This window comes from Fuchsiella alkaliacetigena (assembly GCF_023227765.1).
In the GTDB taxonomy this organism is placed as follows: domain Bacteria; phylum Bacillota; class Halanaerobiia; order Halobacteroidales; family Acetohalobiaceae; genus Fuchsiella; species Fuchsiella alkaliacetigena.
The window spans coordinates 1-26,390 of record NZ_JALKBZ010000036.1 but is presented as its reverse complement, the minus strand read 5'-3'; the positions used below and the strand labels follow the sequence as shown (position 1 = coordinate 26,390).

26 protein-coding genes are annotated in these 26,390 nt (G+C 36.7%); 2 read left to right on the top strand and 24 right to left on the bottom strand.

Annotation, left to right across the window (positions count from 1 at the left end; translation table 11 throughout):
* Window positions 1-148: 148 nt before the first annotated feature.
* On the top strand, window positions 149-715 hold the full coding sequence (locus tag MWH30_RS10200; RefSeq protein ID WP_248663978.1) for a 2'-5' RNA ligase family protein: 567 nt from the start codon (window positions 149-151) through the stop codon (window positions 713-715).
* Between the two features lie 51 nt (window positions 716-766).
* Here the strand turns inward: MWH30_RS10200 and MWH30_RS10195 are convergent, their stop codons facing one another.
* From MWH30_RS10195 to MWH30_RS10135, 13 genes are all read right to left on the bottom strand, one after another.
* A complete protein-coding gene (locus MWH30_RS10195; RefSeq protein ID WP_248663977.1) occupies window positions 767-1,273 on the bottom strand; it encodes a ferritin family protein in 507 nt (168 codons plus the stop codon).
* 95 nt (window positions 1,274-1,368) lie between these two features.
* Window positions 1,369-2,679 carry a glucose-1-phosphate adenylyltransferase gene (locus MWH30_RS10190; protein WP_248663976.1) on the bottom strand — a complete coding sequence of 437 codons (1,311 nt, stop codon included), beginning with the start codon at window positions 2,677-2,679 and terminating at the stop codon, window positions 1,369-1,371.
* A 274-nt stretch (window positions 2,680-2,953) separates the two neighbouring features.
* A complete protein-coding gene (locus MWH30_RS10185; protein ID WP_248663975.1) occupies window positions 2,954-4,153 on the bottom strand; it encodes a polysaccharide deacetylase family protein in 1,200 nt (399 codons plus the stop codon).
* A gap of 153 nt (window positions 4,154-4,306) precedes the next feature.
* Window positions 4,307-5,911 (bottom strand): methyl-accepting chemotaxis protein, encoded by a 1,605-nt coding sequence (locus tag MWH30_RS10180; RefSeq protein ID WP_248663974.1) that lies wholly within the window; start codon window positions 5,909-5,911, stop codon window positions 4,307-4,309.
* Between the two features lie 267 nt (window positions 5,912-6,178).
* Window positions 6,179-6,535, bottom strand: a complete 357-nt coding sequence (locus tag MWH30_RS10175; protein WP_248663973.1) for a hypothetical protein — start codon at window positions 6,533-6,535, stop codon at window positions 6,179-6,181.
* Between the two features lie 221 nt (window positions 6,536-6,756).
* Window positions 6,757-7,998 carry an LL-diaminopimelate aminotransferase gene (locus MWH30_RS10170; RefSeq protein WP_248663972.1) on the bottom strand — a complete coding sequence of 414 codons (1,242 nt, stop codon included), beginning with the start codon at window positions 7,996-7,998 and terminating at the stop codon, window positions 6,757-6,759.
* Between the two features lie 281 nt (window positions 7,999-8,279).
* Window positions 8,280-9,131 (bottom strand): diaminopimelate epimerase, encoded by an 852-nt coding sequence (gene dapF, locus MWH30_RS10165; RefSeq protein ID WP_248663971.1) that lies wholly within the window; start codon window positions 9,129-9,131, stop codon window positions 8,280-8,282.
* Window positions 9,132-9,205: 74 nt separating this feature from the next.
* Entirely contained in the window at window positions 9,206-11,083 is a 1,878-nt protein-coding gene (locus tag MWH30_RS10160) for an ABC-F family ATP-binding cassette domain-containing protein (RefSeq protein WP_248663970.1), read from the bottom strand.
* 17 nt (window positions 11,084-11,100) lie between these two features.
* Window positions 11,101-12,957, bottom strand: a complete 1,857-nt coding sequence (locus MWH30_RS10155; RefSeq protein WP_248663969.1) for a hypothetical protein — start codon at window positions 12,955-12,957, stop codon at window positions 11,101-11,103.
* Entirely contained in the window at window positions 12,941-14,920 is a 1,980-nt protein-coding gene (locus tag MWH30_RS10150) for an McrB family protein (RefSeq protein ID WP_248663968.1), read from the bottom strand. The genes MWH30_RS10155 and MWH30_RS10150 overlap by 17 nt, the downstream gene beginning before the upstream one ends.
* 127 nt (window positions 14,921-15,047) lie before the next feature.
* A complete protein-coding gene (locus MWH30_RS10145) occupies window positions 15,048-15,452 on the bottom strand; it encodes an acyl-CoA thioesterase (protein ID WP_248663967.1) in 405 nt (134 codons plus the stop codon).
* 27 nt (window positions 15,453-15,479) lie between these two features.
* On the bottom strand, window positions 15,480-16,220 hold the full coding sequence (locus MWH30_RS10140; RefSeq protein ID WP_248663966.1) for an HD-GYP domain-containing protein: 741 nt from the start codon (window positions 16,218-16,220) through the stop codon (window positions 15,480-15,482).
* A gap of 18 nt (window positions 16,221-16,238) precedes the next feature.
* Entirely contained in the window at window positions 16,239-16,685 is a 447-nt protein-coding gene (locus tag MWH30_RS10135; protein WP_248663965.1) for a DUF2507 domain-containing protein, read from the bottom strand.
* A 362-nt stretch (window positions 16,686-17,047) separates the two neighbouring features.
* Between MWH30_RS10135 and MWH30_RS10130 the strand changes: the two genes are divergently transcribed.
* A complete protein-coding gene (locus tag MWH30_RS10130) occupies window positions 17,048-17,824 on the top strand; it encodes a LuxR C-terminal-related transcriptional regulator (RefSeq protein WP_248663964.1) in 777 nt (258 codons plus the stop codon).
* On the opposite strand, the gene MWH30_RS10125 is transcribed toward MWH30_RS10130, so the two are convergent.
* The 11 genes from MWH30_RS10125 to MWH30_RS10080 form a co-directional block, all read right to left on the bottom strand.
* Window positions 17,821-18,615: a hypothetical protein gene (locus tag MWH30_RS10125; RefSeq protein WP_248663963.1), complete on the bottom strand. Its 795-nt coding sequence runs from the start codon at window positions 18,613-18,615 to the stop codon at window positions 17,821-17,823. The two genes, MWH30_RS10130 and MWH30_RS10125, sit on opposite strands and share 4 nt — an antisense overlap.
* A gap of 30 nt (window positions 18,616-18,645) precedes the next feature.
* Window positions 18,646-19,386 carry a hypothetical protein gene (locus MWH30_RS10120; RefSeq protein WP_248663962.1) on the bottom strand — a complete coding sequence of 247 codons (741 nt, stop codon included), beginning with the start codon at window positions 19,384-19,386 and terminating at the stop codon, window positions 18,646-18,648.
* Entirely contained in the window at window positions 19,387-20,097 is a 711-nt protein-coding gene (locus tag MWH30_RS10115; protein ID WP_248663961.1) for an ABC transporter ATP-binding protein, read from the bottom strand. It lies immediately after the preceding gene.
* A 128-nt stretch (window positions 20,098-20,225) separates the two neighbouring features.
* Window positions 20,226-20,813, bottom strand: coding sequence for a DNA-3-methyladenine glycosylase (locus MWH30_RS10110; protein WP_248663960.1), 588 nt, complete (start codon window positions 20,811-20,813; stop codon window positions 20,226-20,228).
* Between the two features lie 28 nt (window positions 20,814-20,841).
* Window positions 20,842-21,579, bottom strand: a complete 738-nt coding sequence (locus MWH30_RS10105; protein ID WP_248663959.1) for a SagB/ThcOx family dehydrogenase — start codon at window positions 21,577-21,579, stop codon at window positions 20,842-20,844.
* Between the two features lie 46 nt (window positions 21,580-21,625).
* The gene (locus tag MWH30_RS10100) at window positions 21,626-22,069 is read right to left on the bottom strand and encodes a PPC domain-containing DNA-binding protein (protein ID WP_248663958.1); all 444 of its coding nucleotides are present in this window, start codon (window positions 22,067-22,069) and stop codon (window positions 21,626-21,628) included.
* 35 nt (window positions 22,070-22,104) lie between these two features.
* Entirely contained in the window at window positions 22,105-22,980 is an 876-nt protein-coding gene (gene sppA, locus MWH30_RS10095; RefSeq protein WP_248663957.1) for a signal peptide peptidase SppA, read from the bottom strand.
* A gap of 640 nt (window positions 22,981-23,620) precedes the next feature.
* Window positions 23,621-24,658: a 5-oxoprolinase subunit C family protein gene (locus MWH30_RS10090; RefSeq protein ID WP_248663956.1), complete on the bottom strand. Its 1,038-nt coding sequence runs from the start codon at window positions 24,656-24,658 to the stop codon at window positions 23,621-23,623.
* Window positions 24,659-24,704: 46 nt separating this feature from the next.
* Entirely contained in the window at window positions 24,705-24,839 is a 135-nt protein-coding gene (locus tag MWH30_RS13860; RefSeq protein ID WP_282706288.1) for a hypothetical protein, read from the bottom strand.
* Between the two features lie 4 nt (window positions 24,840-24,843).
* A complete protein-coding gene (gene pxpB, locus MWH30_RS10085; RefSeq protein ID WP_248663955.1) occupies window positions 24,844-25,554 on the bottom strand; it encodes a 5-oxoprolinase subunit PxpB in 711 nt (236 codons plus the stop codon).
* Window positions 25,555-25,617: 63 nt separating this feature from the next.
* Complete coding sequence (locus tag MWH30_RS10080; RefSeq protein ID WP_248663954.1) at window positions 25,618-26,154, bottom strand: ferredoxin domain-containing protein; 537 nt, start codon at window positions 26,152-26,154, stop codon at window positions 25,618-25,620.
* Window positions 26,155-26,390 lie beyond the last annotated feature (236 nt).

The window sequence follows — 26,390 nt, the reverse complement described above, 5'->3', positions numbered from 1 at the left end:
CATTTTTTAAATTCAAACTGAGTATAAGAAATAAGATTGAGTTTTAAAATAAAATTTATTCATGCGATTGCCCTGATTGTCCTTTAGCTCACTTTCTTAACAAAATATAAAGACTATGATATACTACAGATGTTAGGAGGTTTCAACTATGGCCAAAAAGCGAACTTCCCAAGAACTATTTATAGTCTTAACCTTACCTGAAAAAAGCTTAGCTCCAGCTTTACAGTTCCAAAAAAAAATAGCTGAAAAGTATAATACCTATCCTGATAATAACTACCCCCAGCTACACATCACCCTAAATCGCATTCAAGAACAGTCAGCCCCGCAAGCTATTGAAATAATTAAAGACTGTCTAGAATCAGTCTCCCAGATACAAATTAGAATTGATAACTTTAAATGCTTCCAATTCAAAGATAACTTTTTAGTCTTAGCAGTTCAGGAAACCAAATCTTTAGCCAAAATAGCTACTCAGCTAAATAATAAATTAAGGCAAGCAGGAATCTCTACTATAGATAACTTTTCGGACTGGGAGTTTCATATTACTTTAATCAGTAATTTTTTTGCTGTTAATCCAATTCCAGAAGCAGATTTAGATGACTTTTGTTTTATTCTCGATGGAGTTGCTCAGCCAATCTCTACTCAAGCTAAAAGTATAGAAATCTGGCGACCTACTCTAGACCCTGAGCAAAAAGTAGTTGCTGCTTTAAAAGTTTAAACAAAAAAAGAAGCTACCTATTCAATAAGCTGAATAGGTAGCTTCCTAGCTTTAAGTATTCATCCAGTTCCAAACCTGGCTCTCTTCACTAGCTAACCAATCACCAGTTTCAGTTAAAAAATAATGAACATTCTCTAATGACTCGAGATGCTTGCTTTCTTCCTCCATCATAATTTCAAAAAACTCTTGCGCTGCCTCATCCTCAGCTTCAGCAGCTAACTTTTGATAGGCTTGATAGATATCTCTTTCTAGCTCCATAGCGTGCTCATAGACTTCCACATTGGCTGTCTTCCAAGCTTCCCGCTCCTTAGCTGAAAACTCATCAAAAACCTCTTTAACCTGAGCTTCTATATCATTAGCAGCCTCATAGTCAGCAACAGAAATTGACTTGCCAGCAGCATAGTCCTCAATATAACTTAAATGATCTAACTCCTGTTGGGCCAAACTGGATAATACTTTTTTGGCTAAGGGATTATCTGCCGTTGCTGCATGTTCTTTATAGTACTCATGCCCTTTTTTCTCCAATTCAATAGCTAGTTCAACAGCTTTTTTACTCATTTTAATAGTACCTCCTCTATTTTATTGCAGATATTCTTTCCTAATTTACTATTTCTTTTATAGTCCTGCTTTTTCCTGCTTTATTTCATTTTTTATTATTTAACTTGACGCTGAGATTCCGAATTATAAATATGATTAGCTAAACCACCTGTTTGAACTTTAACGGTACTGCCGCTAAGTACTATTCTTTCTTTAAAATCACTTCTATTGACCCCAGGAAAGATTCTACAGTTACGACCAATTCGAGTATTAGAAGGTATCGAAGCTCCTTTACCTATGATATTCAAACCCGAACTAAGTAATTTTGGTTTCTCTAAGTTAACAGTTAAATCATCACCAAAACCTAAATGAACATTAGCTCCTACAGTTACCTCTTTATCCACTATACATTTATCAATAATCGAATTTTCTTTAATCACAGTGTCGTCAAAAATAATTGAATCTTTAACTATAGCCCCTTCTTCTATCACCACTCCTGGAGAAATAATTGAGTTTTTGACTTCCCCGTGAATAGTGGCTCCATTAACAACTATACTCTGTCTAACTCTACCTTGTGGGCCAAACTTTACAAAAGGCCGCTCTTCACTACGAGTATAGATTTTCCAATTTTGATCATTTAAATTCAACTTTGTGGAAGAAGATATTAAATCCAAGTTTGCTTCCCAAAAAGACTTCACAGTCCCCACATCTCGCCAATAATCAGTAAATTCATAAGCAAAGCTATCACAGTCATCTATAGTAACCGGAATAATATGATGTCCAAAGTCTGAACTTTCCGGAGAACAGTGCTTTTTTAGCTTTTCAATCAAAACTTCTTTATCAAAAACATAAATCCCCATAGAAGCTAAGTTGCTAGGTGGATCATCAGGTTTCTCCTGGAAATCCATAATCTTTAACTCTTCATCAACATCTAAAATCCCAAAACGGGAAGCTTCTTCCTTGGGTACTGGCTGAGCAGCAATGGTTAAATCTGCTCCCTGTTGTTGATGATAAGTAATCAATTTATTATAATCCATTTTATAAACATGATCTCCCGATAGAATAATCACGTTATCTGGATCTTGAGCTTCGATAAAATCAATATTTTGCTGAACTGCATGCGCTGTTCCTTCATACCAATCACCTTCACCTAGCTTGCCAGTACAAGGATGTAGCAAAGTAACACTTCCAGAACGTCGGTCCAAAGTCCAGGGCCCGCCAACCCCAATGTGGTCATTCAAAGAAAAAGGCATATACTGAGTTAAAACTCCTACCTGATAGATCCCAGAATTTACACAGTTGCTTAAACTGAAATCAATAATCCTATATTTACCAGCAAAAGGAACACTAGGTTTAGCCCTTTGCTGAGATAGAATATCCAATCTACTTCCTTTACCTCCGGCTAAAATTAATGCTAATGTTTCCATTATATCTCCTCCTAAATTTTTAAATTAAGCTTGTTTATAAAAATGCTTCCTCATAATAACTATGCAGTTTAAAACAGCCTCTATGCAACTTTGAGCAAAAAAATTTAATTTTTTTTGCTCAAAGTCTGTTTAAGCTTTTTATATTATACCATTTCCTTGAAGATTTTTCCAGCAAATATTCGAATTAAGCATAAAAAAAGATCAATTACCAATAATCATTGATAATTGATCAGTCTTTTTAAAACTATATTTTTATAAGCAGAAGAAAGTCCTCCTAATCCAAAACCGCAGATAGATTAGTAAACTCAAAGCGGCTATTTTCCAGCTCCACAATCAGTTCTGCTAATATATTAGCTGCTTTGGGATTAATATCGTGAAATAGTACTATTCCTCCGTCATACAGATGTAGTAATCTAATTACTCTCTCCTTGATTATCTCTTCGTCAAAGTCCGAATGCCAGTCTAGAGAGTCTATACTCCATAAAATATGATGAGAATAATACTTATAAACCTCCTCTAAGATTCGTCGATTCCGGGCCCCATAAGGAGCTCTAAAAAACTCCACTTCATGGTCTAATTCCTCTGCTAATATCTTTTTAGGTTTTTCGAATTCATAGCTTAACTGCTCTTCAGTCCATACATGCACTAAATTTGGATGAGTCATAGTATGCAGACCTACATCCGCTCCTAAATCTAGGGCCCTAGCTAAATAATCCATTCGCTCTTGATTAACCTCAAGATTTTCACCCTGACCCTGCATAAAGTTATCTCCCAAAGCAAAGAAAACCGCCGTAGTTTCATGCTTTTCTAAAGTATCAAGTATATCCTCAGTTATTGCTGTGGGCCCATCATCAAAAGTCAAAATAACCTGCCGCTCCGCTAACTCAAAGCCTAAAATCTCCCGTTCATCAAAACTAAAAGTCTGATTAGGCAGTTTTGGAAATACCTCTGCTAACTGAATAAGTTCATTTAAAAGCTCCTCATAAAATCTATAGGAACTATCAGCTCTATCTAACTTAAAGGGAAAATCCTTAACCTCCAACTCTTGATTAGCTAAGCTAAGCTCTTCAAGTAAAAAAGACAATGCTTTCAGCTCATTAGATACACCAAATTTCTTTTCTTTCTCCTCAAATAATCTAAATAACTTTCTTCTTTTTTCAAAGCTATGGTAGTAGTAATCAAAAAGTTCTGCGTATCTCTTAGCAAATAATTCCTGACTCCCTTCCTGCATATTACTTAAAAAATCAATTTTGTTCTCCGTCAACTCTTCATCTTCCAAGCGTTCGGCTATTACCTGAGTAAAAATAATATTCTCTACTCCTACTCGTAATTTACTTTCCAAATAGTTATCATTGAATATACTAGGAGCATAAACCGCTTTGCGCTCCTGAGCAAAGGTCAAATTACTCAAAAATACCACTAATAAAACTAGTATAAATATAACTACTCTTTTCTTTATCTGTCTAAATAACATTTACTAAACCCCTTTAAAATTATTTTATTTTCAAAGATACTTATACTTTACATTTAAACTAAACTTAAATACTTTCCTGCCTCTAGATTAAAACAAAAAATGACAACCTTTACTATTAGCAAAAGCTGTCATTATAACCTCTATTTTAGTCTCTTAAGCCTTAATTTCATTCACCAATACTTTCAAGTCTTGAGCCATATCGTGTAGCTCATTAATAGCAGCCGTTACCTCCTCTTGAACTGCCGTTTGCTCTTCAGCTGCCGAAGAAATTTCCTGACTACCATTGGATAACTCATAACCTGCCTGAGCTACCTGTTCAATTTTAGTTACTAATTCATCTATTCTATCTACTATATCTACAAATAATACCTGAGCAGCCTCTAATTTTTCTGCTCCTGATTCTACCTGTGAACTATTATTTTCAATAATAGTTATTACTTCTTGAATCTCCGTAGTTAACTCTGCTACGATAGCCTCTACTTTCTCTACCGATTCTTGAGTCCCTTCAGCTAACTCTTTGACCTCCTGAGCCACTACCGCAAAACCCTTTCCATGCTCGCCAGCTCTAGCTGCTTCAATAGTAGCATTCAAAGCTAATAAATCAATCTCCTTAGAAAGTTCAGAAATTACTTGGACAACCTCTTCTATCTGCTGTGAAGCATCATCTAACTCTCTAATACTTTGAATGGATTTGCGAGCATTAGCTAATATTTTATCCATTTCCTCTTGGCTAGCCCCCATACTTTCTAGCCCCTCTTGAGCCAAATCATCCACCTGTCCAGCAGTACTCTCCATCTCCTGGGCTAACTCGCTCAATTGATCAGTAGTAATATCAAATTCTTCAATTTGAGCTGCTACTTCCTGGGCCGAAGCAGTGCTTTCTTCACTAGCTGCCGAAATCTCTTCGCTGGTATTAGCAGTATTATCAGCCGTCTTATCAAGCTCCTTAACTACCTTACGCAGATTATTAAGCATAGTTACTACTCCTGTATTTAACCTACCTATTAAGTCTTCCCTTTCCAAATCCAGCTCTACCATATCATCTCTACTAACCCTAAGCTTTAAGCTAAAACCACCTACAGTTACCTCTTCTATCACTATCAAGGTCTTTTTTAAGGGATTAATTAGTAATCTATCCAAAGTTGTTGATAACAAAAATGTAGTCACTAATACTATTAATATTAATACAATAAATACCGAAGTAAAGACATTACTCACTAAAGAATCTACCACATCAATTGGCACAGCTATCCTTAAAGCAGCTATAGTCTCTCCAGCTTCATCTTTAAGCGGTGCATAAGCAACTTGAGCTGTCTGTCCTTCAAAATCAGTAGAACCATAGTAATTTTCCCCTTCTTTAAACACTTGCTCAATAACTTCATCAGCTATAATACTCCTACTTAAGCGAGTACCAGCTTCATCAATATCACTAGTAACAACACTTTTCTCATCAACAAAAATAGAAACCCATCCTCCAGTCAAATCAGCAATATGATCTAATAATTGATAATTTTCCTCGATCAACGCCTCACCTTTATGTAAACGTTCCCCTTCTAAATTCCAATCTCCAGGATAGGCCTGTTCTATTACTTTAAGTCCTATTCCCAAATTACTTTTAGCTTTTTCTAAAGCTGCTTCTTCACGCACGACACTATTTATCTGCCACAAAAGAAGTAATAATAAAATTCCCATTGCTAAGACAATTAGCAGCCTAAGCTTAAACTTTATAGACCAACGTTTATTTAATGAGTTAAACATTCTAGCTTCCTCCTTTTTTACCCTTATAATTAATTATTACTGACCTTTAAGTAATTCACCTGCAAAAAAGTCAGAAAATTACAAAAATTAGCCTCTAAAGCTGATAAAAATCTTGCTTTTTTGCCAACTATTACTTGAAGCAATTTTTAACTAAAAAATAAAATGTTCTATACTTAACTGATATTTATTAACAATTAATCCACTTCTCATTAAAATACTCTCAAAAGTTTAAACTCCTGAGAGTATTTTATAACAGATATCAGCCACCTATTTAAAATTAGCTTTCAAAGTATCCATTACATCCTGCTCTAACTTCTTTTTGCAGTTTTTACTACAGCAAGGAACCTCCTTAATTATACAGTCGGCCCAAATAGGCCAGTTCTGCTCCGGAATATTCATCTTATCTCCACAGACTCCGCACTCTCTAATCAATCTCGGTTGATACTCCTCACAAACTTCCGGCATCTTAGTAGGATCCCAATCATACTCATCTAAAAGATGATAACAGACCTTATTATTTACACATTCACAAATATTATCTCTTGCTTTAAACTCCTCATCCAGACCCCCTAAGTAAAGAACTGAATGTCGGCACTGCTCACAATGACGTTCAGAATTATCCATTTAACTTCCCCCCCAGTTTTCTCTATTTTCATTTTACTGTTATGCAAAGATAAATCCAAAATAACACCTAACCTATAGAACTATTGACTATAGTAGTTATATTATATCAAACTTATAAACAAATATCTAATTATATATCCCAAATTAATAAGCAATTAAAAGCAAATTTCCAGGAATAACCTCCTGGAAATGCTCTATTCAATATTATTTTTTATAATTGTTTAAAATACAAAGTCATCCTGAGCTAAGCGATTCTTAATTTCCGTAATTACCTCTTTTTCTGCGTCTTCATCCTCAGCTACAAAGGTTACTGAAAACCTAACAAAAGAACCAGCATCATCCCAAGGAACTGTAGAGATTAAATGCTCTTTAATTAAATACTGGGAAAAGTCTTCAGCATTCTCAAACTCCTGCCCACCTTTAATCCCCTTAGGAATATCTACATATAAGTAGAATGAACCCTGAGGTTTAGTAGCTGCAAAGCCTACCTCCTCTAAAGCTTCAACTAATAGCTCATGTCTACGTGAATACTTAGCAGCAGTCTTTTCAGTTATTTCTGGATTATTGAGAGCATAAACACAGGCCTCCTGAATAGCTTTAAACTGACCTGAATCATTATTATCCTTAACTGTAGCAAAAGCATTAACTAATTTAGGATTACCGGCTACAAAAGCCATTCTCCAACCAGTCATATTGAAAGCTTTAGATAAAGACTGAATCTCTATCCCAACTTCTTTAGCTCCTGGAATAGATAAGAAAGATAACGGTTGATAGTCATCAAAGGTAAGTGCTGCGTAAGCCGCATCATGAATTACGATTATCTCATTTTCTTTAGCAAACTCAATTACTTCCTCAAAAAACTCTTCGTTAGCTACTGCTCCCGTAGGATTATTAGGATAGTTAAGATAAAGTAGCTTAGCTTTTTCTTTCTGTTCTTCGGTTAGTGTAGTTAAGTCCGGTAAAAAGTCATTTTCTTTCAATAGCGGTAAGTTAACCACTTCTCCTCCTAACCATTCTGTATGAGTACCCATTACTGGATAGCCTGGAGTAGTCATAATAGTAATATCCCCGGGGTTAATAAAGGCAGAAGGTAACATTGCTAAAGCTGGTTTAGAGCCGATAGAATGATTAACCTCTGTCTCCGGATCTAATCCCTCTACGCCAAAGACTTCAGCCATATACTCAGCCGCTGCTTCTTTGAAAGCAAAGGTGCCATTATCAGCATAACCACGATTTTCCCATTTTTTAGCCTCTTGACTAAGAGTCTCTATCACTCCCTCATCGGCCATCCAGTCCGGTTCACCAACTCCCATATCTATTAATTCCACATCTGGATTTTCTTCTTTAGCTGCCTCTTTAGCTCGCTTAATCTTTTCAAACTTATAGAGTACATCATCCTTACCAAACTCCTCGCCGCCAATCCTCTCTGCAAAAAGCTGTTGAATATAACTCTCTTCTGTCATTCTTTGGCCTCCTTATTTTTAATAAAAAGATAAAGTTCAAATTCTATTAGACGCTGCGCCCCGTAGCGACGCCATTATTTTGGCTAGTCATTACTCTGGGAAGTGCCCTTGGGGTGACTAAGTTCGGACAAAATTTGACTAAAACATAAAACCTTAATTCAAGTTTTATTTTAATATGGTTCTAGGTTTTTGATCTTATGTTTTAAGGTCTAGTCAGAATTTAGTCAGATTTTAGTCTGTGTCAAAAAAAGTTTTAAAAGGTTTTGAACTCTATCTATCCTTTATCCTCTATCCTCTGTCATCTGCCCTTTAAACACTTCCTCAGCCGGGCCCGTCATATAAACTCGATTATTCTCCTCAGCCCATTCAATAGTTAGGTCTCCACCTAAGAGGTGAACCTCTACTTTTCTAGCCGTTAAATCATTTAAAATAGCTGCTACTGCAGAAGCACAAGCTCCAGTACCACAGGCTAAGGTAATCCCGGCTCCTCGCTCCCAAACTCGCATCTCTAGCTCCTGCTCATTAAGTACTTCTATAAACTCCACATTAGTTTTTTCAGGAAAACGAGGATGTTCCTCAATCTGCGGGCCCACTTCAGCTACCGGAAAGCTGTCTACATCATCGACAAAAATCACACAGTGGGGATTACCCATAGAAACTGCCGTTATCTCATACTCTTCCCCATTAACAGTTAAAGATTCCTGCACTACCTGCTCCTTATCTACTTCAGTAATCGGAATTTCACTGCTTTTTAAGCCCGGCGGGCCCATATCTACCTTAACAGCCTCTACTCGACCATCCTCTATAATTAATTCCGGAACTATAATTCCAGCCAAAGTCTCAACCTTAATACTTTTCTTTTCAGTCAAACCTCTTTCATATAGATATTTAGCAAAACACCTAATAGCATTACCACACATTTCGGGCTCACTACCATCAGGATTAAAAATTCTCATCCGAAAATCTGCCTCTACTACTTCTGTAGGCAAAACTAAAACTAAACCATCAGCTCCAACCCCGAAGTTTCTAGCACAGACTTCCTGAGCTACTCGGTTAGGCTGCTTTAAATCTTCTTCAAATCCATTAACTATTATAAAGTCATTACCTAAGCCATGTACTTTAGTAAACTCCATCTAGCTCCCCCTTATCCTAATTAACTTAGCTAAAATTTTAACATAACTATTTATTATTGTCAAAGGATTATTTATTAAATAGCTTGCTCCCATAAAGCATAATAATCAGCCAGTTTTTCCTCTAACTCTTCGTACTCTTTACTCAAGGCAGCTAGCCTATCTTCATCCTCATATAAGTCTTGATTATCAAACTTCTCTGCTAACTCAGCTAGCCTACTCTCCAGCTCCATAATCTTTTTTTCTAACTCTTCTAGGTCTAGTTTTTCCTCCGAGGGAGTAGTTGGCTGAGCAGACTCCTCTTCGTTAGTTAGCTGAACCGAAGTTTCTTCAGCTTCTACCTTTGCTTGCACTTCCTTTAATCTTTGCTGCTCTCGCCGATAAGCAGAGTAGTTACCTTTATATTTTGCTAAACCAGTCTCGTCTAGGGCCCACACCTGATCTACTAAGCTATCCATAAAGTAACGAGCGTGAGAAACAAGTAAAATAGTACCGGGATAGCGCTGCAAAGCAGACTCCAAAATCTCCTTAGATCTAATATCAAGATGGTTAGTCGGCTCATCTAGCAATAATAAGTTATGCTCTTGTAAAGTTAACTTAGCTAAAGCCAGCCTAGCCTTTTCCCCTCCACTTAAGGTAGCCACCTGCTTAAAAACATCGTCGTCTTGAAAAAGAAAACGGGCCAGCAGATCCCGAGCTTGACTTTCCTTAATACTTTTTGCTGTCTCTAACTCCTCAATCAGATTATGCTCCGGCTCTAAATCGCTATACTCCTGATCATAGTAAGCTAACTCTACATTGCTACCTAGCTTAATACTACCTGCCTGGGCCTCTTCCCGGCCGGCAATCAGCTTTAAAAGAGTGGACTTACCGCTGCCATTCGGGCCCACTAGAGCAATCTTTTCTCCTTTATAGACTCTAAAGTCCAAGTCCGTAAATAATACCTCCTCCTCATAGCTCATACTTAAACCATCAGCCACTAAGACCTCTCTGCCACTCTCCTTAGTTAACTCAAAATTAATCTGAGGCTGCTTCAACTTAGGAGGAGGAGGAATCTCCTCTAACCGTTCTAACTGCTTTCTTCTGCCCCGGGCCTGCTTAGAGTCCACTCCAGCTATATTCTGCCGAATATACTTCTTCATTTTAGCTATCTTCTTTTGCTGCTTTTGATACTCCCGCTGCCAAGTGAGCAGCCTTCTTTCCTTTTCCTCTAGATAAAAGGAGTAATTACCGTTATACTTTTCAAATCTACCCTTTTCCAACTCCCAGATTCTTTCCACTACCCGATCCAAAAAATGCCGATCGTGAGAGATAATCACCACCGCCTGCGAATAGCCAACTAAATACTCCTCTAACCACTCCTTAGCTTGCAAATCCAAATGATTAGTAGGCTCATCCAGCAATAACAGATCCGGTTCTTCCAAGAGTAGTTTAGCCAAAGCTGCTCTAGTCTTTTGGCCTCCACTAAAATTAGCAATCCTTTTTTCAAAATCAGCCTCACTAAATCCTAAACCTTTTAAAACCCCTTTTAGTTGACTTTGGTACTGATAGCCCTCTCTTTGCTCATACTCCTCCCGCAAACGACTATAACGAGCCATCACCTTCTCTAATTCATTTCCAGTTACCTGACTCATCCGCTCTTCTAAACTATTCATTTTTTCCTCTAACTCAAAAAGCTCCTCGTAAACCCCCAACATCTCTTGATAAAGAGTAGCCTCTAAATCCAAAGCAGAATCTTGAGCCAGATACCCTATCTGCAAACCATTACTCTCCAATAGCTCCCCCGAACTTAAATGCTCCTCTTTAGCTAATACCTTTAATAAGGTAGACTTGCCACTTCCGTTAACTCCGATCAAACCTATACTATCCTCAGGCTGAATCTGTAAGGAAAGATCACTAAAGAGCTTTTTGGCTGGATAAACCTTAGTTGCTCCTCTTAACTGTAGTAATGACACTAAGAATCCTCCTTCGGCTATTTAAAGATAATTTCACCTAACTCTTTTTTAAACTCCGCATATCCATACTGTTCTTCTAGCTCATCTTTAGCCGGCGAAAGCTGAATAAAAATAAAACGACCTCGATATCTTCTTTTAACTGCTTCCTCACTCCCCCACTCCTGCGGATAAGTAATCAGCACCTTATCAATAGGGTTCTCTTTTAACTCACCAGTAGCAGTTAAATACTCAATATCGGTTTTATACTTGCGCAGTTGAGCCGATACCTCCGTTTTGAAGTCATTATCGTAAAGAAGTCTAAACTTACTATACTTAATCTCAATTATAAAGCTCCGTAGATACTCCTTGTTTTTAGTATAAATGTCCAACCTTAAATCTGGCCGCCAGTTTTTGCTAGCCAAAAATCTACTCTGACTAGTCTGGATTTTACTCTCAGAGTAAACCTCAATTTCCTCCTCATAACACATTTCTAAATAGCAGTCCTCATTCTCAAACTTAATCACTGTACCTTTAGGTATTTCCGTAAGTAAGGCTTCCTGTTTTAACTTATCCTTTAACCAGTCCTCCTGCCACTTAAAACCTAAATCTTCTAAAGCCTTAATGGTATTAATTAAAACATAGTATTCATAGAGCTTATCGCTATCCTTAAACTGATAGCTCTTACTATCTAAACTAAAACTATCCTGATTACAGTTTAATATCTGCTGATATAGATCATACAAAGCTCTATATCTAGGCTCCTTAAACAACTTATTACTAGGTTTTTTTATCTGGCGAAAATCAGTATTTTTGAAGTAAAGTTCACTTTCCATCACAAAACTAAAGTATCTTAATAATCTTTTCACTCTCTGCAAATTATTATCAACAACGGCTAGCGATTCATGATAATTTTTAAGTTCTTCTCTGCTTCCTTTGAGCATACCCTTAATTCTTATCAGCTCCGATTTGAACTTATAAGAATCAGAGCGCTGTTCAATCTCGCTTAACTCTTTTTTTAATCTTTCTCTGCGCTTATTAATTTCAACGCATAAGTCCTCTTTAGCTTGCTTTTGAGATTCCAACTTTCTCTCCAGTTCTTTTAGTCTTAAATTTATGAAGTCAATAATCTTTATAAACCATTTATTTTCTGGATTATCAATACTCCTTTGCACCCGCCGCTGATAAAGCGTATTTGGCTGGCGCAAAGAGCTATTTTTAGCCTGACCTTTAGGACTACCTAACCACTGTAAAGCTTTTTTATCCAATACAAAACGTTCACTACGCTCTTGATAGTTCTTTCCTACTGATAAAATCGGCGAATTGATAATCTCAGTACTACACCTGATAATCATCTCCAAGTTCTTTTCTATTATATCTAACAAATAGATATCAAAATCAGCAAAGAAACCTCCCTTTAGCCTACCCTTTCTTTCATACTTAATATCGAAAACCAGACCCTTAAGTAGATTATTTACTACTTTTCTTAGTCTAGTCATTTGATAAGAAGACATATTTTTAGGATTTACCTTAAACTTAGCATAGTATTCTTGACCTTGATGCTCTACCGTCAGCAAATAATCATCAGGAGTCCAAGGAAACTTTTCTTCCTGCTTAGCCCCATAAAGCTGTTGCTCTTGAGCAGGCTTTAGTTCTAATTTTCGCTCTACTCTACCCACATCCTCTATCTTCAAAACTGCATCCTCAGCTTCGGCAACTACTTTAAACTCTATACTGAAGTTCTTATACTCAGGAATAATTACTCTAGACTGAAAGTCTTTAAGCTGTTCTTTATTCGGCACAAAGTTATTAATTTCCTCTACCGTCAACTGTTCATTGGCCCAAAAAGACTTAATCCTAACCTTAAAAGGAAGTTGGTAGTTAAGTGGCATAGCCATTAAAGTTCATCTCCCTAGCTTTTCTCTTTAATTCAGCAATACTTCTTGAAAAAGCCGACACCTGCTGACCTAGCTCTGAACTCAAAATCTCATATATCTTGCTATTATGAATCTCCTCTTCAGTTTCCGGTTCTAAAGTACCTATTAAAGTACCATACTGCTGTTGATGTCCCTTCAACTTAGTTAAAACTCGCTGCTTTAACTGCAAATCAAAGCCATCGGCTCTGCTAATCAGTAGTTCTCCTTCTTTATCTAAAGGTATATTCTCTAAATACCTAGCTATATTTTCCAGAATCCGAAAAGAAACTCCCTTTTGAGCATCTATCTCATTTATAACTGCATGTAACTTATCCAATAACTTTAATTCTTCTTCTTTCATTACCTCTATAGAATTAGCAGGCTCTCTCACCCAATTAAAAATATTATACTCCTTTGCATTTATCTCTCCCAGTTCCTGCTCAAACTTACCTTCTGCTAAATCTTTTTTAACTTGATAAAAATCCCGTTTACTAGGTTTGATTACATTAGCTCTATCCAAGAGCCTATCTGAAAAGTCTCTAGTAGTTTCATCAACGTTCACTGTGCCAATAAACTTCACATTTTCACCAATAGCTATAGTTGAGGGATAGTTATTATTGTTATGACAGGTATTATCAGAGTTATATAGATTAATGCTCCTATCTTCAAACTCCAACTCCAAAATAGAGATAAAAGGTGAAAACCAGTGCTCAACCTGACTTAAGTTCATTTCATCGAAAATTATCAAATAAAGCCGATCCTGATTCTTATGTGCCTCAACCAAAGTATCCACTAAGCCGGTTTCAGCCGGAGTATAAATCCCCGTCATAGTATTCAAATAACCTAATAAGTCACCCGGTTCAGTATAAGAAGGGCTAATAGGAATAATTAAGTACTCTGTCTTAGAGTTAGCCTGTAAAGTATCCGCATATAACTGAGCCATCTTAGTTTTACCAGTACCTGACATACCACTGATAATAGTTAAAGAGTTGGTTTTAACACTAATATGTAGATTATATAAGTCTTCCTGTTGATAATAGAGTCCTTCTTCTAAAACCTTTTGTTTTAAACTATTTAAAAACCTTTGTTCATCTGAATAAGTAATTGAAGTCTCCTTAAATTTTTCAGTTTTAATATCCTTTGTTAATTCAATTCCTGCTTGATTAGTCAGTTTTTTATAATAATCCGTACTGATAAATAAGAGACTCTGATTATGCAAATAAAAAACATTTTCGTAAAATTCATTCGGAATAGGTATTACTTTAATCTGTTCAGGCTCTTGGTGAAAGCATGTATTTTCATCCACCCACTGCCAACCCGAAGCTAAATTAAAATATAGTTTATCTTCATTTAAAATTAGATCAAATTCGATTAATTCTTTAATATTATAATTTGGAAAAGATACCTCTTTTTTATTTAATAACTGTTGTGCAAACTCTTTTTTATCATTTTGGGGACTCAAAACTGCTTTAAAGCCCCTTTTTTTTAATTCAGTAAGTTCACCAAAAATATCCTCGCTTTGATAATCAAGTAACTCTATAATATCAAGATTTTTATGATATCTTTGTTCTCCATTTTTCATTTCATGTTTTATTTTAGGTTCAAATAAAATTAATTTTCCTCTTAATTTTTCTTCTATCTTTTTTTCTTTTTTATTAAGATCCACACTACCATACTCAAACTCTGAACTTAAAAAATCCCTACCTAAGGGATTAAAGCTCTGTTCAAAACCTACAAACAAATCATCCTCAATTCCCAATTCAAAAAATCTTTTGGGACTAGAAGAAATACTCTTTATATAAAAGATAACAGGATTATTACTCTTTCGACTATTCATTCTAGTCACCGATTTATTCTTCAAACCACGTGGATAGGACTCCTCATCTACAGCTAATACCCCCAACATATAATGTTTTTTTAGCTCTTCCATCCGATTAGTACCCATCTCCTAATCCTCCCTACTGATTATTAGCAAATGATTTAATAAGTTTTAAAGTTTCACCTCTACTATCTGTTTATCTATCACCACCTTAATCTTCTCCCCAACATAAAAAAACCCTAGTAGCAGGGTATTAATTGAGTAATTCCCAAACTGCCGGACTTTCCTTCTTTAAAGAAACCGTTTCAAATTCATCATTAACAAAGACATGAATAGTATGTCCAGTAGCTAATAACTCTTGATCTTCATCTCGTAAAACTTGATAATCAAAAATAATTGTGCTCCGTTTTAACTCTCTAACTTCAGTTACAACTGTAACAATTTCATCATAACGGGCCGGACTATGGTAGCTACAATGAGACTCCACCACTGGAATTAAAATTCCTTTCTCTTCTACCTCTTTATAACTCATTCCTAGGGCCCGCAAATACTCAGTCCGTCCTATTTCAAACCAACGATAATAGTTAGCATAATAGACTACTCCCATTTTATCGGTATCTTGATAGGTTACTCTTAGTTGATGTTTATGCTCCTGCATCTATTTATTCCTCCTTAGTAAATTTAACTACATCTGCTCTTGGATGATCTCTAAACCACTCTCTACCACTACTGCATCCAGTTGCTTGCCAGCTACTTTCTTTAAGCGCTTAATAATCTCTGATCTAGGCAAAGCATCTCGATAAGGCCGATCGGTATTCATAGCATCAAAGGTATCACAAAAAGCCAGTATTCTAGCATAATAAGGTATCTCTTCCCCTGCTAACCCTTCCGGGTAACCTGCTCCATCTATTCGTTCGTGATGGTGTAAAATCGCTTCAATAATCTGAGAGTTATTCTCCAAGGGAGTAATAATTCTAGCCCCAATTTCAGGATGCTCCTTAATATGATTATACTCTTGCTCGGTCAAAGAGCCCGGTTTGTTCAAAACCCTTTCCTTAATCCCAATTTTGCCCAAATCATGAAAAAGAGCAGCTCTATGTAACTCATCTAGCTGCGTAGGAAAAAACCCTAACTTTTTTCCTAACTGCTTAGCTAATTCAGCTACCCGCTCTGAATGTCCTTGCGTATAACGATCTTTAGCTTCCAAAGTAATAACCAGCGACTTAGTTACTCCTAAAGTCAGCTCTTTTAATCTTTGATTCTTATCATCTAATTCTTCAACTCGCTCGGTTAATACTTGATATAACTTTTCCATCTCTTCAATATAGATCATCAATAACCGTTCTTTAGCTTGAGCAATCTCCTCCGTCTCTTCTAACTGTGTCTTTAGCAGCACAGCATCACTACTTAAATTTAGCTCCTCCATCTCCCTTAGCCACCTCAGTTAAAATATATTAGTCTCAAATTGACAAAACTTATCGCCAGCAGTCCAACTATGAGTCTGAGTAGTCTTAACTGCTGTATCCAAAATCACCTCCAACCCCCCGGCAATTAGCCCAGCTTCAAAATCACAGATTAACTCTCCAATATCAGGCAGACCAGAACAAGTCATGCACTCATAAACTCTAATAATAACTTGCTGTTCACTCTTATCTATAATTTCAGCTTTACCAATTCGCATACTTTCTATTAGTCCTAAGAAATCAGCTACATTCTCTATTGGCAACTGATTAGCTACCGATTTACCTACCATGTATAGAGCGGGCCCGGAGCTATCAGCAAAAATTTCTTCCATTCCTAAAATTCTCAATAAACGAAAAGTCGTCAAAGGTACACTATCTCCCAATTCATCACGTTGTGAAGAAATAATTTCTTCAGCTTTTAACTTCATAATAGCAACTCCTTTAAAGCTAATCTTATTTAATTATAACATACTAATAATTCAATTAGCAAAAAATCGAATATATTAAGTAGAGCAAGCACCAGAAAAAACTACCTAAGTAAATAAACAACTCAAGTAGCTTACTATTAAACTTAGATTTTCAAGTTGCTTCTGATAGTAAATCTATACCATCATTACGAGCATGTTCTTAAAATAATCTCAAATATAATTAGAAATATTAATTTAAATACTGTATAATTAAATTAATATTACTTAAATTTTCAAATAGCTAGCAAACCCCTTTAATTATATCACCTATTTTATTAGTCAACTATTATCCGAAAGTACCATCTTCCGAAAGGATGAGAACATTGCCAAATAAAAAAAAGCCCCATCTAAAAATGTGGGAAGCGATTAATGATTTTTTGATTAAAACTAGCCAAATTATGGATTTAGAAGACTATTATCAGCAAATACTAAAGGAATTCAAAAAAATAATTCCTTATCAGGCTGCCCATATCATTATCCATAAAAATATAGAAGATAGATTTAGTAAATTTATTACTGTTAATATCCCCTCAGAAACAGTTCAAAGCTATATAGAATACTACCAGTTTATCGATAAGCTAAAAGAAAAAACTTTCGATTCAACAAACCCCATTAAAAGCACTCAAATAATGGACTACTCAGAATGGAAGCACACAGAGTACTTTTCAGACTTCCTACAGGCTAACAATTATTACTATCTCTGTGGTACGGATGTGCATTATCAAAAAGAGCTTTTAATCACCATCTCTCTGATCAGAAACCAAAAAAGCTCCGACTTTAACGAAGAGGAACTGCTCTATCTCAAAACTCTAGAGCCACATATCGCCAATCAGGCTTATTCTTTAATAATAGCAAATATAAGTAACAGCTTTAGTCCTAATCTAATTGCTCAAAAATTAAATAATAACCTGCAAAGTTATGATCTCTCCCAACGAGAGCTGGAAGTAGCTAAATTAATAATTAAAGGACTAACTAATCAACAAATTGCCGCTGAACTATTTATTTCAATCAATACAGTCAAAAAACATCTCTATAAAATTTTTAATAAAACTAAGGTTAACAGCAAAGGAGAACTAATCAGCAAATTATTAGATATTTAATCTAACTGCTCCTCTAATTCTTCCAGCTTATTTTGCATATTATTATTCCTAGGATAAGCTTCTAAGGACTTTTGAACATGCTTAACTGCCTTATCTAGCTGGCCCTGTTCTTCATAAAAGCTAACTAAACTCACATTAGCCTGATAGTTAATAAAATCATCATCACTAACTACAGCTTTCTCCAATAACTCAATTCCTTTTTCTTGATCACCGCCCACAATTCGCGGAGCTAAAAGATAGTAAGAGCCTAAAGACTCATAAGCATCATAGTTTTGCGAATCCAATTCAATAGCTTTTTCTAAATGTTCAACCCCTCTCCAAGCATACCTCAGTTGCCTAAAAGTTCCTACATAATCGGTTAAAGCTATGTAAATATCACCTAATATCCAGTGAGCTTCACTAGATTGATTATCGTATTCTAAGGACTTTTCAATCAACTCTTTGGTTTTCCTAACTCTATTTTCCAATCTTTCATCTAAATCTTCTCCACCTTGCAATTGCTCATAACCTATCATTAAATACTCTAATTTAGCTAATAAACGATACTTATCTGCTCCTTCATCCAAAGCTGAAAAAACTTCCTGGCTAGTAGTTAGCTTATTTTCTATCCTAGCTAAAACATTAGTCTGACCTCCATTATTATAAAGTAAATCTCTAGCTGCAATCAGCTTATCCTCTGCCTGCTGTACTTCATTCTCTCTACCAGCCTCTACTATCTGCAATGGGTTTGTTAAAAATAAAAACCCTAATAAAAATAATCCTAATAAAACCAAAACCTCTTTTTTGCTCATCTCCTAACTCCCTTCTTTCTTAACTAAAGACTAAATCTCAAGCAGATTTCTCAGCAATAAAGAACTACCTATGAAAAAAACACTAATCAAGCCTAAAGTGGCTGTTAAACGAGCTAAATCCTGACTTATCCACTGCCAATAAAGGCTACTACTATTGCTAAATAATAGTTCCGGTAGCCAAGTAAATAAAGGAGCCAAAATCTCCCCACCCCAAATTACTAAATAGCTACTAATTATAAAAGTGCTCAAGCCAATAAAGATTCTAAACTCAGCAAATAACTTAGTAAAAAGATAAGCAAACTGAGTCAGTATATAGACCTTAAGCCCCAATACAATATAAGCTAAATAACCTCTAACTAGCACTTCCCGTAATTCAAAATCTAGCGGTAATAAAGCTACTCCTTCTAACATTATCCCTTCATAAAAGTAATAAATCAATAGTAAGGAAGCTAAAGAAAACAGAAAATAAATCGCAAAGTTAAAAAGTAGCTTAACTCCTAATAACTCCCCAGTGAATTTAGGTAATAATAATAAGGAATAAATAGTGTTATTCTCCCACTCTCGCTGAAAAGACTTCCAACCTAAATAGAACATTAAGCAAAAATAAATTACTAAGGGAATTAGGTTTAGAATAAAAGTAAATTCTATCCGCCAAATTTCAAGCTGAAAAATAAATAAAGAGTGCCAAACTGCTACCCCAACAACTAGAATAATTAATAGTAAAAAAATAGCTCGTAGTTCCTGTTTAAATAACTCCCATAAGCCACTCATTTATTTAAAGACCTCCTCAGCTAAGTCCTGAATAGATTCCTGGTACTGGGCCCGCAGTTCATCAGCCGACCCTTCTATCTTCACCTTACCATCCTCCATAAAAAACACATAATTGAAAAGCTTTTCTGCTTCGAAAACCTCATGGGTAGAAAGTATAATCGTTTTCTCTCCACTTTGACACTCATTGTCCAGAGACTTCAAGATCTTAGCTCGTGATTGAGGATCTATTCCCGCCAAAGGCTCATCCATAATCAATAAGGGAGCTCTTCGGGCTAAGGTTAATACCATTTTAACTCTAGCTAAAAGTCCTCGAGAAAGATTACTAATCTTCAGCCTAGGATCTAGATTCATAAAATACATTATCCCTTCTGCCTTATCTAAATCAAAATTACTATACTGCCTATTAAAAAAAGTAATTGCTTTTTCAATACTCATCCAATTATATAGATGATTTTTTTCAGGAAAAAAGGCTAGTTCGTTATTCAGCTTTCTACCAGGCTTTTTTCCTAATGCTCTCACCTTACCGGAACTAGGACGAATCAAACCAGCCATTACCTTTAAAGCTGTAGATTTACCGCTACCGTTAGGGCCTACTAAAGCTGTAACCTTTCCCGCCTCTATCTCTAAGGTAACTCCTTTTAGTACCTGATCTCCATAGTATTTTTTACGCAGCTTATCAACCTTAACTGCTATCTCTTTTTCTGCCTCCATTTTAACCACCTTTATTATCCAAAAATTGATAAATACATTTGTTCTATTACGATTACATTGCTTAGTATAGTCTTATTTTATGATTTTCTTTTCCGGAAGTCAATATTTTAGTTAAAATAAGTTTAGCTTCACTTTGACACAAAAGAATTATTTTTAATATAAAAACGCCATAACTTATCTCTATACTCTTCGGCATAATCTATATTTATTCTAGTATCCTGCTCAATCTCATAACTCTGTTGAGTATCTTTAATATATAACTGATCGCCAATAGTTAAGTCATAACCGTTAAGCTCTCTATCTATCTCCAAAGCCTGAGATAACTTCCCCGGGCCATTAGTCAAATCCTCCACCCGCTTACTCTTAATATCTCGCTGCGACTTAATAAACTCCAAATTACTCACCGGCTCTACAGCTCTAACTAAAACAGCCTCCGGCTTTCCCTCAACTCCACTAACTACATTAAAACAGTTATGAATACCATAAATTAAGTAAACGTAAGCATAACCACCTTGCTTAAACATTACTTTCGTTCTTTTAGTCCTTTTATTTTGATAAGCATGACAGGCTTTATCTTCAGGGCCGATATAGGCTTCAGTCTCCACAATTTTAGTAATAATCTCCTCCTCCGCTACTTTTCTCACCAGCAACTTACCCAATAGCTGTTCAGCAACTACTAAGGCCTCCTGTTGATAAAACTCTCTAGTTAAGCGCATTATTCCCCTCCCAAATAACAACAATTACTTATTTCTTACCTAAAGTAGCCAAATAGATAGCAAACTGCTTTTCTCCATCGACTTCCAATAGTTGATTAAGCTGATCATCATCAAAAGCTCCAATGGCACAGACTCCACAGTCTATAACTTCGGCACTCAAATAAAGGTTCTGAGCCACATGTCCCGCATCCAGATGAAGGTAGCGATAGCCTCGTTGTCCATAACGCCAGCTCATTCGTTCAACTACCGCAGTCCAGATAAAGGTAACAGCACTCTGCTTAATAAAGTCCTGATTTAAACAAGCTGTGCTAAACTTCTCCGCCAACTCCTCTCCAGTCTTCACCAGCAACAGCTTATGTTCTATAGCTAAAAATCTATACAGTCCTGCTGCTAAGCCTTCAACATTATTAATTAAAAGATAGGTCTCCAAAGCATGCCGAGCCCCTGCGGAAGGAACAGTTCGCAAAGTAACATTGCGAGTAGTCTTGCTTACTCCTTGAGTATTCCAGAGCAGATAAGACAGCTCCTCTTTGCTCAAAGACTGCTCTGAATAGCTACGCCGACTTCTACGTAACTCAATGGCTTCTTGCAAACTAATATCTGCTAAATTTAAATCTATCTCCTGGGGTTGAGGAAGTTCAATTAGTTCAGCCTGGCTATCATAACTTCTCTCCACCGGTGGCTGAGGCTCTCCTTGCATCTGACCTGTAGGCTGAGCATATTGAATCTTAGTCCGCTCTATAAACTGCCTACCAATTTCCTCCATCTTAATCAACTCCTCAATTAAAATTTTCTTTTAGCTTTAAAATAACTTAAACTTCCAATAGCTCAAAACCAGTCTCTGCATCTATTTTACGACAAGCGGAATGGTTCTTCAACTCCCAAATCACTACCTCGCCAATATGCCAGATATCTACTCCGGCCCTAGTACAGCCGGTAATAGTCTTAGCTTCTCGCCCAAAGGCCGAATGTAAATGCAATTTAGGCTCATCTTCCTCATTAGTGAAAATAGTCCCTACTCCTACCGCTTCACTAACCCCCGGTAGACTACCTACCATAGGTAATGGCTCTGCTGCTTCACCATCATCGGGCCCGGCTATCACTTGACTTCCTTTATCAGCCCCACCAATAAAGAGTACCGTAGCTGATTCAATATCCTTATTAACAGCAAAATTTTCAATAGCCTCCGGCAATCTATCACCATCTTCTAAACGCAAAATAAATATTCTCCCAATTTCCGCTTCAGTATATTCCATTTTCAGCTCCTCCTTAATAATATTTTAATTCTTGCTTAAGGTCTAAACTCGTAACGAGCTCCTAACTCAGGAACTATATGTAAATTCAGTTTAGCAGCTAACAGTGAAGAAAGCTTATCACGCAACTTTGGAACTCCATACTCCACTACCTGCGCTTTATCGCTGACCTCTTCTAACTCCTTCAAGTACTCTATAGCCTCCTCAAAAGTGCCCAATTGATCCACCAAGTCAGCCTGTAGAGCTTGATTTCCGGTATAAAGCCTACCGTCGGCTATAGTTCTCACCTCTTCCTCACTTAAAGACCTTCCTTGCGCAACTACCTTTACAAAGGGCTCATAAACATCCTGCACCATATAATTAAGCAGCTCTCTTTCCTCTTTAGTCATCTCCCGACCAGCATTACCAATATCCTTAAAACGACCACTCTTAAAGGTTTCCTGCTTTATTCCCGCTTTCTCAAAAAGTCCTTTTAAATTAGCTAGCTGCATAATTACTCCGATACTTCCAGTCAAAGTGGAATGATTAGCAAATACCTGATCGGCAGCCATAGCTACATAATAGCCTCCAGAAGCTGCTACATCCTGCATAGAAGCCACCACCGGCTTAGCAGTCTCCAGCTTAAAGTCCTGTAACTGTCGATAGATATTATCAGCAGCTACAGCACTACCACCAGGAGAATTAATCTTTAAAAGTATAGCTTCTACCTGATCCTTTTCCTTAAGCTTTTTAATCTCCTTTAAGATGCTCTCTACCCCACACTGCTTAGTTAGCAAAGACTTTCGAGAGCCGCTCTCCATCACTCCCGAAATGTCCAGTACTGCTATCTCACTTCCGCTCTTGAGCTTCTTGCTTAAGAGCTTAAATATTATAATCCCTAAGAGACTTATCAATATTAATACTAAGCTCAACACTAACAAAACTCCTAAACCAATGCCTATCCTGGTTATGATTTCCAAGTTGCTCACTCCCTTCATTTATATAAAAGTTTAATAGTTTTTTAAGCAGTCTGTAGCAATATCGTTCTAATGTTTCAGAGGATAGATGATAAATGATAAATGATAGAGGATAGATTAAGATCAAGAAATAAAGTTCAAAGACAATTAGACGCAGACTAAGTTCCGACAAAAATCTGACTAAAACATAAAACCTTAAAACCTATTGAAACCACTAATGAGCACGCGCCCTGAAGGGATGATAATCACTGAAGAAGCGACGCGAAGCTAGTACCCTTGCGGTGAAGTCTTGGGCTGAATCAACACTAATAAAACCTTTAAATAATTTTGTTTTTTAATGTTTTGAACTTATTCGTGCTCATTAGTGTTGATTCGTGGTTCCAAGGTTTTGAACTTAAGATTTTTTATAACAACATATCTATAAAAGAACAAATCAACTAGAAAAATGTGTATTAAGTTGACGCGTATGTAATTCAAACTTAATTTTAATGTTTCTCTAAGTTTTTGATTTTATGTTTTAAGGTCTAGTCAGAACTTAGTCAGATTTTAGTCAGCGTCAAACAGGTTTTAATCTTTTGAACTTTATACCAATATTATTTTATTCCACCTCTTCTATCTCAACAGAAAACTCTTCTCCGTTAACTTTAACCCTAAAATACTTCTTTGTATTTTCAGATTTCCTTGCTAATAGCTTAGAAAACTCCTTAATTTCCTCTGCCCGGGCCCTAAGCTCTAGCTGTGCCTGCTCTACTGTCACCGCTCTAAATTCCAACTTATCTCCCGGCTTAGACTGAGCTACTTTAGGTAGATCTACACTAATCACCGTAGCAATTTTAGCATACCCCCCCGTAGTCTGTCTATCGGCTAACATAATAATTGGCTGCCCGTGACCGGGCACCTGAATAGCTCCTAAAGGAATCCCATCGGAAATAATATCGGGCCCTTGACGATGTTCCAAAGTAGGGCCTATCAATCTACACCCCATTCTATCAGCACGATTATCCAGTTTATACTCTGTGTTAAGAAAAGTTTCCAAGCTAGCTTTTGTAAAATGATCATCCTGCGGTCCTAAAACAACTCTAATCTCCTCAGCTTCCAAATAATCAACTAACGAATCTTTATATTTATATAGATTTTTACCTAATAACGAAGTATCAACACCTTCACTATCTAAAAATTTTAATCTATCTCCAGCCTGCAAGGATCTACCTTTAAATCCACCTAGACTCCCCCGTAAATAAGTAGCTTTACTGCCCATTACCAAAGGTACATCTATCCCCCCGGCAATAGCAATATAACTCCGCAGACCAGACTTAACAGTTCCTAGGGAAAGTACACTACCTTTACTTACTTGCACCGCCTGCCACATAGGTAGCTGCTTTCCGTCTAACTGAGGAGCCATATCAGCACCAGTGACAGCAATTACCGCTTCCTCTTTGAAGATAAGCTCGGGCCCTTGTAATGTTGCTTCCAAAACCGCAGCTTGAGGAGGATTAGCAACTAATAAGTTAGCTAAGCGAAAAGCATAACTATCCACCGCCCCAGCTCTAGGCATTCCGGACTGTAAATATCCTTTTCTACCCTGGTCTTGAACTGTAGTTAAAGTCCCACCTCTCAGCACCTCTATAGCGCCCACACTATTCCCCCTCTTAACTTAATAAAGTGCTGTCAGTCTTCAACTATCAGCCTTCAGCCAGTTCAAAATCCTTAAAACACCTGTTAGCAATAGGATTTAACAAAGATTTTAATGTTTTTATCTTTGGCTGATAGCTGACAACTGAGAACTGACAGCTAATTATTAATTGTTCATTATTCATTCATTTAATACTCCCCTGATTCAACTTTTTCCTTAATTTCTTCATACTTCACCTCAGTAATCGGTATAAATTTTAAGTAATTACCAGCCTTAATCCCTTCTAAAATCGGAATCTGGCGCTGAGGATCGAATAGCTTTAAGGGAGTTCGACCAATTAACTGCCACCCGCCGGGACTACTTATAGGATAGATTCCCGTCTGTTGGCCAGCAATACCTACACTACCAGCCGGGATTTCAACTCGAGGTTCCTTTAACCTAGGAGTTGCTATCTGTTCTGCCAAGCCCCCTAAATAAGCAAAGCCTGGAGTAAAGCCTAACATATAAATTAAATACTCCTCAGCTGAGTGTAGCTCTATTACCTCTATTGGAGAAAGATTATTATACTGAGCTACATATTCTAAGTCTAAACCATACTCCCCTCCGTAACAGATAGGAATTTCCACTAGCTTGGGCTGCGGCAAATTAAAATCACTAATACTTTTCTCTATCTTCTTTAACTCCCTAATTAACTCTCTTCGTTGAATTAATAAAGGATTATAGTTTATCAATATTGACCTGTAAGTAGGAAGTAACTCCTCTATACCTTTAATTCCCTGTTTTCTAATACCTAAACTGAGATTCCTAATCTTTCTGTTAATAACAGGAGAAACTTCAGCTCCTAACTCCATTACTAGGGCCCTATCCCCAGCCGGCAAAAACTTAGCTTCCTCATACATAGCTTAGTCCCTCCTCCATAATGAAAAAGGCAGGCTCAAGGCCCGCCCCTTATAAAAACCAATTTAACCTCGATCAAAAAAGATATTTTTACCGTCAGCATTAAGGGCAATTCCATAAGCAATCTCAACTTCATCACCTAATAAGCCTAAGTTAACTGCTGCTCTACCAGCAGTAAATAGTACTCGATTATCAATTCTAAAGTCGGCTGCCTTACTCACAGCAGAACCAATAGCAATTCCTAAATCACCAGCATTAAAAGCACAGATTCCTGTTTCACTCTCACTTTGCTGCTTACAGTCTGCAAAGCCACAGAAGCCACAACCAGGTACTCCTAAAGCTCCCAGTTTAGTTCCTAATAAAACCACTGCCTCACAATCAGCTAAATTTTGAGCATCCCGACTAAAGAAAGGAGCCTCTAATTCCTCAGCTAATCTCTCCATCTCTTCAATTAACTGCTCTTTTTCTGAACCATCACCAACAATCCCCGTAACTAAGTTATCAATACCTTTACCCTTAGGTGCTGTCCGCGCAGCAACAGCTATTAACTTAGCCGCTGCCAAAACTCCTTCGCTTTCAACTTCTGAACTTTCTAAAAACATTTTTTAACCTCCCTGTTAAATAGTCTTTATAACTTAATATCAATTTCATATACGTAAATTTAAGCTGAATTTTAGTAGGATACTACTTTATTAATGTATTGTTTAGTTTATAATTTACAGTGTATAGTGTATAGTTGAAGTTCAAAGTCAAGGTCAAGACGGTGTTTGTCAAGTAAGTTGTCGCATTTAATTAAAAATTTCTTTGAATACATTCCAGTCAGAGATCCATTTAGGAG

Bases quoted from the DNA above. Each gene is read 5' to 3' on its own strand.
- MWH30_RS10200 (WP_248663978.1), top strand. From the start codon at position 149: ATGGCCAAAAAGCGAACTTCCCAAGAACTATTTATAGTCTTAACCTTA.
- MWH30_RS10195 (WP_248663977.1), bottom strand. From the start codon at position 1,273: ATGAGTAAAAAAGCTGTTGAACTAGCTATTGAATTGGAGAAAAAAGGG.
- MWH30_RS10190 (WP_248663976.1), bottom strand. From the start codon at position 2,679: ATGGAAACATTAGCATTAATTTTAGCCGGAGGTAAAGGAAGTAGATTG.
- MWH30_RS10185 (WP_248663975.1), bottom strand. From the start codon at position 4,153: ATGTTATTTAGACAGATAAAGAAAAGAGTAGTTATATTTATACTAGTT.
- MWH30_RS10180 (WP_248663974.1), bottom strand. From the start codon at position 5,911: ATGTTTAACTCATTAAATAAACGTTGGTCTATAAAGTTTAAGCTTAGG.
- MWH30_RS10175 (WP_248663973.1), bottom strand. From the start codon at position 6,535: ATGGATAATTCTGAACGTCATTGTGAGCAGTGCCGACATTCAGTTCTT.
- MWH30_RS10170 (WP_248663972.1), bottom strand. From the start codon at position 7,998: ATGACAGAAGAGAGTTATATTCAACAGCTTTTTGCAGAGAGGATTGGC.
- dapF (WP_248663971.1), bottom strand. From the start codon at position 9,131: ATGGAGTTTACTAAAGTACATGGCTTAGGTAATGACTTTATAATAGTT.
- MWH30_RS10155 (WP_248663969.1), bottom strand. From the start codon at position 12,957: ATGGCTATGCCACTTAACTACCAACTTCCTTTTAAGGTTAGGATTAAG.
- MWH30_RS10150 (WP_248663968.1), bottom strand. From the start codon at position 14,920: ATGGGTACTAATCGGATGGAAGAGCTAAAAAAACATTATATGTTGGGG.
- MWH30_RS10145 (WP_248663967.1), bottom strand. From the start codon at position 15,452: ATGCAGGAGCATAAACATCAACTAAGAGTAACCTATCAAGATACCGAT.
- MWH30_RS10140 (WP_248663966.1), bottom strand. From the start codon at position 16,220: ATGGAGGAGCTAAATTTAAGTAGTGATGCTGTGCTGCTAAAGACACAG.
- MWH30_RS10135 (WP_248663965.1), bottom strand. From the start codon at position 16,685: ATGAAGTTAAAAGCTGAAGAAATTATTTCTTCACAACGTGATGAATTG.
- MWH30_RS10125 (WP_248663963.1), bottom strand. From the start codon at position 18,615: ATGAGCAAAAAAGAGGTTTTGGTTTTATTAGGATTATTTTTATTAGGG.
- MWH30_RS10120 (WP_248663962.1), bottom strand. From the start codon at position 19,386: ATGAGTGGCTTATGGGAGTTATTTAAACAGGAACTACGAGCTATTTTT.
- MWH30_RS10115 (WP_248663961.1), bottom strand. From the start codon at position 20,097: ATGGAGGCAGAAAAAGAGATAGCAGTTAAGGTTGATAAGCTGCGTAAA.
- MWH30_RS10110 (WP_248663960.1), bottom strand. From the start codon at position 20,813: ATGCGCTTAACTAGAGAGTTTTATCAACAGGAGGCCTTAGTAGTTGCT.
- MWH30_RS10105 (WP_248663959.1), bottom strand. From the start codon at position 21,579: ATGGAGGAAATTGGTAGGCAGTTTATAGAGCGGACTAAGATTCAATAT.
- MWH30_RS10100 (WP_248663958.1), bottom strand. From the start codon at position 22,069: ATGGAATATACTGAAGCGGAAATTGGGAGAATATTTATTTTGCGTTTA.
- MWH30_RS13860 (WP_282706288.1), bottom strand. From the start codon at position 24,839: ATGAATAATGAACAATTAATAATTAGCTGTCAGTTCTCAGTTGTCAGC.
- pxpB (WP_248663955.1), bottom strand. From the start codon at position 25,554: ATGTATGAGGAAGCTAAGTTTTTGCCGGCTGGGGATAGGGCCCTAGTA.
- MWH30_RS10080 (WP_248663954.1), bottom strand. From the start codon at position 26,154: ATGTTTTTAGAAAGTTCAGAAGTTGAAAGCGAAGGAGTTTTGGCAGCG.